Annotated in this window: 8 protein-coding genes; 6 read left to right on the forward strand and 2 right to left on the reverse strand. The window is 44.1% G+C overall.

Translation table 11 applies throughout. From position 1 onward, the window contains the following. The first annotated feature begins 125 nt into the window (after positions 1 to 125). Genes HRT75_RS13520 through HRT75_RS13530 form a run of 3 tightly spaced genes read left to right on the forward strand, consistent with a single transcriptional unit; the run spans position 126 to position 2,395 of the window. Complete coding sequence (locus tag HRT75_RS13520; RefSeq protein WP_291187774.1) at positions 126 to 773, forward strand: flavin reductase family protein; 648 nt, start codon at positions 126 to 128, stop codon at positions 771 to 773. Continuing rightward, positions 774 to 911 carry a DUF2256 domain-containing protein gene (locus tag HRT75_RS13525; protein WP_291187776.1) on the forward strand — a complete coding sequence of 46 codons (138 nt, stop codon included), beginning with the start codon at positions 774 to 776 and terminating at the stop codon, positions 909 to 911. Further along, complete coding sequence (locus HRT75_RS13530) at positions 908 to 2,395, forward strand: cryptochrome/photolyase family protein (RefSeq protein ID WP_291187779.1); 1,488 nt, start codon at positions 908 to 910, stop codon at positions 2,393 to 2,395. The genes HRT75_RS13525 and HRT75_RS13530 overlap by 4 nt, the downstream gene beginning before the upstream one ends. A gap of 181 nt (positions 2,396 to 2,576) precedes the next feature. On the opposite strand, the gene HRT75_RS13535 is transcribed toward HRT75_RS13530, so the two are convergent. Continuing rightward, entirely contained in the window at positions 2,577 to 3,542 is a 966-nt protein-coding gene (locus tag HRT75_RS13535) for a transglutaminase domain-containing protein (protein ID WP_291187782.1), read from the reverse strand. Between the two features lie 36 nt (positions 3,543 to 3,578). Here HRT75_RS13535 and HRT75_RS13540 point away from each other — a divergent pair, with 36 nt between their 5' ends. Beyond that, entirely contained in the window at positions 3,579 to 3,938 is a 360-nt protein-coding gene (locus HRT75_RS13540; protein WP_291187785.1) for a DUF1801 domain-containing protein, read from the forward strand. Here HRT75_RS13540 and kdsA read toward each other — a convergent pair. Next, positions 3,929 to 4,747, reverse strand: a complete 819-nt coding sequence (gene kdsA, locus HRT75_RS13545; protein ID WP_291187787.1) for a 3-deoxy-8-phosphooctulonate synthase — start codon at positions 4,745 to 4,747, stop codon at positions 3,929 to 3,931. The genes HRT75_RS13540 and kdsA overlap by 10 nt on opposite strands. Before the next feature lie 99 nt (positions 4,748 to 4,846). On the opposite strand from kdsA, the gene typA reads away from it, so the two are divergent. After that, the gene (gene typA, locus HRT75_RS13550; RefSeq protein ID WP_291187790.1) at positions 4,847 to 6,646 is read left to right on the forward strand and encodes a translational GTPase TypA; all 1,800 of its coding nucleotides are present in this window, start codon (positions 4,847 to 4,849) and stop codon (positions 6,644 to 6,646) included. Positions 6,647 to 6,724: 78 nt separating this feature from the next. Further along, on the forward strand, positions 6,725 to 7,611 hold an 887-nt coding region (locus HRT75_RS13555), incomplete at its 3' end, for a GNAT family N-acetyltransferase (RefSeq protein WP_291187793.1).

Genomic DNA, 7,611 nt, shown 5'->3' on the forward strand with positions numbered 1-7,611 from the left:
CATCCTTTGGTGGATTTGGAAGCTTCTGGAAAGGCCGCTCGCGAACGCATTTACGGGCACAGAAAACATCCGCAGGTACAAAAAGAAAAACAAAGAATTTTAAAAACACATACCCGACGCAGCAAATGAAAACACAATACACCCATAACGATATTACCGAAATGGATCGGATTAAACGTTTGCATTTGATCAATTCCATCACGGGCGTTAAGCCTGCAAATCTAATTGGTACCGTGAGCAGTGACGGCCAGGAAAATCTAGCGATCTTCAGTTCTGTAGTGCATTTGGGGAGCAATCCACCTTTTTTAGGTTTTGTGCTGCGCCCGCATTTTGAGTTTAGACGCGACACCTATAATAACCTCGAGCAGAGCGGTTATTATACCATCAATCATGTGCCTGCTGCTCATACAGAACAAGCGCATTATACCTCTGCTAAGTTTGATGAAGGGGAGAGTGAGTTTGAGCGCTGCGGATTCACTCCGGAATACCTCGGAAACTTCCCGGCGCCTTTTGTAAAAGAATCTCCGGTTAAGATCGGCTTAAAGAAAGTCAATGAGATCCCTATACCTCAAAACGGAACCCTTTTTGTTATTGGACGAATAGAACTTATTGAAGTCCCTGAGTGGGTAGATGAAGCGAACGGAAAACTAAACCTCGAAAAGTTAGCAATAGCGGGTATCTCTGGTTTGAACACCTATTATAAAATGACTGAGGTAGGCGACTATCCCTATGCCCGTGTAGCGGATCTGCCCGATTTTAAAAAGAACCAATAAATGCGAAAACCACTGCCTACAAAGATCTGCCTTAGTTGCGGTCGCCCTTTCACCTGGAGAAAAAAATGGGAGCGCGACTGGGAGCAGGTAAAGTATTGCAGTAAGCGCTGTAGTGGTAACAAAAACAAGAACTCATGAGTGCCGTTAGTATCGTCTTTCCTCATCAATTGTTTGAACACCACCCAGCTTTGGCTAAAGGGCGCGATGTAGTTTTGGTGGAGTCACCGCTACTTTTTACCTATCAAAACTTTCACAAGCAGAAGTTGGTCTATCATCGCGCTAGCATGAAAACCTATGCTGAGTTTTTGGAAAAGGAAGGATTTAAGGTGACCTATCTGGAGTTTCACGAAGAATACGCACCCCTAAAGAAGCTCATTTCTCAGTTAAAAGAGCAGGGGTACACCAAACTTCATTTGGTGGATCCCGTGGATTTCTATTTGGATAAATGGTTGAACGAGGCTGTTGATGCTGCAGGACTTGAATTAGAGGTCTGTGATACTCCAATGTTTCTGAATAGCAGAGAAGAACTCTCTGGTTTTTTTAGATCGGATAAAAAGAAGTTTCATCAAACTACTTTTTACAAGGATCAGCGCAAGTCTAGAGATATCTTGATCACTGCGGGGGACCAACCCGAAGGTGGCAAATGGACTTATGATGTGGACAATCGGAAAAAATATCCCAAAGGGAAAACGCCTCCGCCGATTCAATTTCCTGATCGAACGGATGCCTATAAAGAAGCCTTGGAATATGTGGAAGAACACTTTGAGAACAATTATGGAAAAGTCAGTGATTCTCCTTTGTATGCCATGGATTTCCAAACCGCAAAGGATTGGTTTGAACAGTTTTTGGAGCAACGCTTTGCAGGCTTTGGACCTTATGAAGATGCCATTGTGAAAGAGGAGATCTATCTGCATCATTCCATTCTAACGCCCATGATGAATGTCGGCTTATTGACTCCGCAGTACGTTTTAGATCGCAGTCTGAGTTTTGCCCAAGAAAACGGCATTGAGATCCAGAGTTTAGAAGGTTTTGTTAGGCAGATCATGGGTTGGCGCGAGTTTATTCGCGGGATGTATGTGGCCAAAGGCGTGCCGATGCGAACTGAGAATTTTTGGGGCTTTGACCGAAAGATCCCAAAGTCCTTTTACACGGGAGAAACCGGAATACCGCCTATTGATGATACCATCAAGAAGGTTCTGAAAACCGGTTACTGTCACCACATTGAACGCCTTATGGTGTTGGGTAATTTTATGTTGCTCTGCGAGTTTGACCCCAAAGAGGTTTACAAATGGTTTATGGAATTGTTCATTGATGCCTACGATTGGGTTATGGTCCCTAATGTTTATGGGATGAGCCAATTTGCCGACGGCGGACTTTTTGCAACCAAGCCCTATATAAGCAGTAGCAATTACATTTTAAAGATGAGCAACTACTCCAAAGGAGATTGGCAGCAAACCTGGGATGCTCTTTTTTGGCACTTTATGGACAAGCAAAGGGATTTCTTTGGTTCCAATCCACGTTTGGCTATGCTTTTACGCACTTTTGACAAATGGGATGCGGAAAAGAAAAGTACTTTGATCAAAAGGGCAGAGAAATACTTCGAAACTTTAGAATATGCCTAGATTACGGCTCGGCCTTACCAAAAAATAGGAAAAACCCTGTCATAAAAAGGGGGAAATTCCCTTTGTGCTCCCTTGAGGAAATCGTCAACTTTACATCATAGATTTTTTCAATTGGGGAGTTGATAAAATCAGGATTCTATTAAAAGGGTGGTGCTTAGCAGCGCCCTTTTTTTTATTTGAATTAGAGGAGTTTAAAATCTATTGCTGGACTTAGATTGCTATACAGAGTCAGTTGTCGCGCATCTTTTTTGAGTCCAAAAATATCTACGCGGTATTGGCCGTCTGGCGTTTGTTTGATCCGATCAACTTCTACGATCTCTCTTTTGCCGTCCACGGCATAGAAAAGAGTCCGTCCTTTGGGAATGCTGGAAAAAGTAATGCTCACCTTTCTTCCGTCAGCCGTTAGGATACCGTCTTCTTTTGCACTCAAAACAAAACAATCGCGATAATAACTCGGGTAATAGATAGGTTCCTCAAAAAAAGCCTCATTACTCAAAGGGAGTTGAAGCAATTGCCAATTAGGATCGGCCGGTAAGTGGGTGCTGATCAATTGCTGTGGATCGGTCTTAAAGTAATAATCATTTCGCTCGCGTAGCCAACGGTCTTTCAATATATCAGTATAACCCGCAGCCCATGTCAAATCAAAGAGTTGCCACTTTCCATCCAAATAAACCGCGTTCCAAGAATGGTTTTTAAAAGGCGTGGGGTCTCCAATTACGGCGACCGCTTTTTTGGTATAGCCGTTTATGGTAACTGCATTTAAACCCATCAAATCACAGAGTCGTTTAAATAAATTGCTGTATCCATAACACAAGGTGTGTTTTACGCGCAAGATCTCATTGAGACGAATATCTAAGGCCTGTTGTTCTTTACGCTTTTTTTCTTCCTGACTGCGGTAACGGATCCAAGTGTTCTTGGGTTTTTGTTGGAAGATTTGATTGTAGTCATAACGAATGTTCGCGGTGATCCAACTGTAAATGGCCTCCACGCGATCCTCATCGGTTTTGAAGTCATAAGCGATCTTTTTAGCCAGATCATTTACCGTTTCAAATTCCGTGGGGTAAGTAGCCAAAACGGTTTGGATCTTTGGGTTCTGCTGCCCCAAAGCCGTCAGACTTAAAAAAAGTAAAGCAATTAAGTTGCGCATTTGTATCTTTAATTCTCCAAAAAGTTACGAAATATCTTGAATCCCGCTGAAGCATATATTTTAGATCAGGCAGAGCCTTTTAAAAGCATACTCTTGCACTTTGAGGCCACGGTTAGACGCTTGGCTCCAGAGGCTGTGCTCAAATACAAGTATCGGATTCCTTTCTTTTATATCGATGACAAACCCTTCTGTTATTTGAATGTCACTAAGGGTTATGTAGATCTGGGATTTTGGCAAGCAGCACATCTTACGGTCCATTTGGAGCATTTGGAAACCAAGGGGCGTAAAGTCATGAAATCGCTCCGCTACAAATCCCTTGAAGCGATAGATCAACAAATTTTAGAAGAGGTGATTGCGAATGCTCTGAGCGTGCGCGATCGTGGTTTTTACAGCTGATTGATCGTTTTACGAATAGCGGTAAGATCAGACAATACCTTTTCCAACAAGGAAAGATCCAACATATTGGCGCCATCACTCTTGGCGTTTGCAGGGTCAAAATGCGTTTCAATGAATAAGCCATCAACACCTGCCGCAATTCCCGCACGAGCAATAGTTGCTATCATCTCTGGGCGTCCACCGGTTACTCCGCTAGTCTGATTGGGTTGTTGCAAACTGTGAGTCACATCCAATACTGTTGTCGCAAAATTCTTCATGGTTGGGATTCCTCTAAAATCTACCACCATATCTTGATAGCCAAACATGGTTCCGCGGTCGGTCACCATCACTTTATCGTTTCCGCTTTCAAGCACTTTGGTCACTGCGTGCTGCATACTCTCAGGACTCATGAACTGCCCCTTCTTCAAATTGACCACTTTGCCCGTTTTAGCAGCAGCCACAACCAAATCAGTTTGGCGTACTAAAAAGGCCGGGATTTGAAGCACGTCCACATATTCTGCAGCCTTGGCAGCATCTTCTACCTCGTGGATATCGGTAACTGTCGGTAGATCGAAGTTAGCTCCAACTTTAGCTAATATTTCCAAAGCTGTAGTGTCTCCAATGCCTGTAAAGCTATCCAAACGGCTGCGATTGGCCTTTTTGAAACTGCCTTTAAAAATGTAGGGAATCTCTAATCGACTGGTAATGGCTTTGACTTTTTCTGCTATGAGCATGGCCATTTCTTCGCCCTCAATGGCACAAGGTCCGGCCATAAGAAAGAAGTTATTACTGTCGGTGTTTTTTAGCTTTGGAATACTGCTGAGGTTCATCAACTTGATTTTAAGGTGCAAAGATAGGAATCTTCTGAGTCATATAGCTGCTAATCCAATAATTGCGTGTACTTTTGCACCGCCTTAAACATAGGAGCCATGAATATCAAGAACATCGCCATTATTGCGCACGTTGACCACGGTAAAACAACCTTGGTAGACAAGATCATGCACCACTGTCAGTTGTTTCGTGAGAACCAACAGACTGGGGAACTCATTCTAGACAATAACGATCTGGAGCGCGAACGCGGAATCACCATTACTTCTAAGAACGTAGCGGTAAACTACAAAGGGACCAAGATCAACATCATTGATACTCCTGGTCACGCCGATTTTGGTGGAGAAGTAGAACGTGTATTAAACATGGCAGACGGGGTGCTTTTGTTGGTAGATGCCTTTGAAGGCCCAATGCCGCAGACGCGTTTTGTATTGCAAAAGGCGATCTCCCTAGGTCTCAAACCTTGTGTGGTGATCAACAAAGTAGATAAAGAGAATTGTACGCCAGATTTAGTGCACGAAGCTGTTTTTGACCTCATGTTTGAATTGGGTGCAGAAGAGTGGCAGTTGGATTTCCCGACCGTTTATGGTTCGGCCAAGCAAAACTGGATGAGTGATGATTGGCAAAACCGAACAGATTCTATCGAGCCGCTTTTAGAAATGGTTATGGAGCACATTCCATCTCCAAAAGTAGAGGAGGGCAGCCTGCAAATGCTCGTAACCTCTTTGGATTATTCTTCCTTTACAGGTCGAATTGCGATTGGACGTGTTCAACGCGGCGAGATCAAAGAAGGCATGCAAGTAAGCTTGATCAAAAGAGATGGCAAACAGATCAAATCCAAGATCAAAGAAGTACACACTTTTGAAGGCCTAGGACGTAAAAAAGTGAGCGAAGTTCACGCGGGTGATATTTGTGCACTTGTTGGCTTGGAAGGTTTTGAGATCGGTGATACTGTAGCTGATCAAGAAGCACCAGAAGCCTTGGCAACCATTGCCATTGACGAACCAACCATGAGCATGCTTTTCACCATTAACGATTCTCCTTTCTTTGGAAAAGACGGAAAGTTTGTGACCTCCCGTCACATCAAAGAGCGCTTGGAGCGCGAATTGGAAAAGAACTTGGCACTTCGTGTAGAGCCTACCGATAGCGCGGATAAATTCATGGTCTTTGGCCGTGGGGTATTGCACCTTTCTGTACTGATTGAGACCATGCGTCGTGAAGGTTATGAATTGCAGATCGGTCAGCCGCAGGTGATCATCAAAACCATAGATGGGGTGCAGTGTGAGCCGTTTGAGGAATTGACCATTGATTTACCAGAGACCGTTAGCGGAAAGGCCGTGGAATTGGTAACCATGCGCAAAGGAGATATCACTTCTATGGAAGCCAAGGGTGATCGTATGCTGTGTACCTTCTTGATTCCTTCTCGAGGGATCATCGGACTGAGAAATCAACTCCTTACCGCAACCGCTGGTGAGGCCATTATGACTCATCGTTTCTTGGAGTACCAACCGCTTAAGGGAGGAATTCCGGAGCGTATCAACGGAAGTATGGTTTCTATGGAGAACGGAACGGCGATTCCTTATTCTATTGACAAGCTTCAGGAGCGTGGTAAGTTCTTTATCGATCCGGGAGAGCAGATCTATGAAGGGCAGGTGATTGGAGAGAATTCACGCGGTGATGATATGACCGTAAACGTGACCAAGACCAAAAAACTGACCAACGTACGTTCTGCAGGAGCTGATGATAAGGCGCGTATTGTCCCGGCCATCAAATTCTCTTTGGAGGAGGCTTTGGAATACATCCAAAAGGATGAATACGTTGAGGTGACTCCAAATCATTTGAGACTTCGCAAGGTTTTGCTCAAGGAAGTGGATCGTAAACGCGCCAAAAACAATTCTTAGTTTCTGTCGTTTAAGTTGGCGTAGGTATTAGGTCAAGGCCGCCAATTTTTTTACCTTCACGCTAAATTCTGCAGCAATTTGAGTACGTACCGCGTAGCCGCTTACCGACCAGAATGGGCCGATGCCTGGAACCAGCTTGTGAGCCAGGCCAAGAATGCGACCTTCTTATTTCATAGAAGTTTTATGGAATATCACGCTGACCGTTTTAAGGATGCATCCCAATGCATTTTTAAAGGGGATAAGCTCGTTGCGCTATTCCCAGCTAATCTTAAAGAAGATCGATGGGTCTCCCATGGAGGCTTGTCTTACGGAGGTCTGGTAATCCAACCAACGGTGAAGTTCAACAATTATGTGGAAATGCTCTTGGCCCTTTTTGAGGCTGCCGAATCTCAAGGTATTACTCAAGTGGTCATTAAAGCCATGCCCGACATTTACTGCAGTCAGCCCAGTCAAGAGTTGGATTACCTAAGCTTTATTGCCGGGGCTCAAACCTTAAAGGTGGAGTCTGCTAGTACGATTGATTTGCGCAACCCATTGCCGATTCAATCCAACAGATATGAAGGGGTTAAGAAGGCCAAGAAATTAGGCCTGACCATCAAACAATCGACAGATTTTAAAGGCTTTTGGGATGAAATTCTAATTCCAAATCTGGAGGCGCGTCATGAGGCCAAACCCGTTCACACGGCCGAAGAGATCGCTGCCTTGCAATTGGACTTTCCAGAGAATATTCACCTTTTTTTGGTTTATGATAAAACCCGAATGGTGGGTGGCTGTGTAGTTTTTGAAACTTCAACAACAGCACATGTGCAGTATATTGCCGCAGGTGCGGAACGTCAACAATTAGGCACTTTAGACTTACTTTTTGATCATTTGATTCTGATGGAATTTGACCATCTGAATTATTTTGACTTTGGAATCTCCACAGTAGACGGCGGCCTGGAACTCAACAGCGGCCTCTTGTATTG

The sequence above is a fragment of the Gilvibacter sp. genome, from assembly GCF_013214815.1.
Taxonomy (GTDB): Bacteria; Bacteroidota; Bacteroidia; order Flavobacteriales; family Flavobacteriaceae; genus Gilvibacter.

What these genes read in the sequence shown, in the direction of transcription:
- HRT75_RS13520 (WP_291187774.1), top strand. Translation starts at nt 126, where the DNA reads ATGAAAACACAATACACCCATAACGATATTACCGAAATGGATCGGATT.
- HRT75_RS13525 (WP_291187776.1), top strand. Translation starts at nt 774, where the DNA reads ATGCGAAAACCACTGCCTACAAAGATCTGCCTTAGTTGCGGTCGCCCT.
- HRT75_RS13530 (WP_291187779.1), top strand. Translation starts at nt 908, where the DNA reads ATGAGTGCCGTTAGTATCGTCTTTCCTCATCAATTGTTTGAACACCAC.
- HRT75_RS13535 (WP_291187782.1), bottom strand. Translation starts at nt 3,542, where the DNA reads ATGCGCAACTTAATTGCTTTACTTTTTTTAAGTCTGACGGCTTTGGGG.
- kdsA (WP_291187787.1), bottom strand. Translation starts at nt 4,747, where the DNA reads ATGAACCTCAGCAGTATTCCAAAGCTAAAAAACACCGACAGTAATAAC.
- typA (WP_291187790.1), top strand. Translation starts at nt 4,847, where the DNA reads ATGAATATCAAGAACATCGCCATTATTGCGCACGTTGACCACGGTAAA.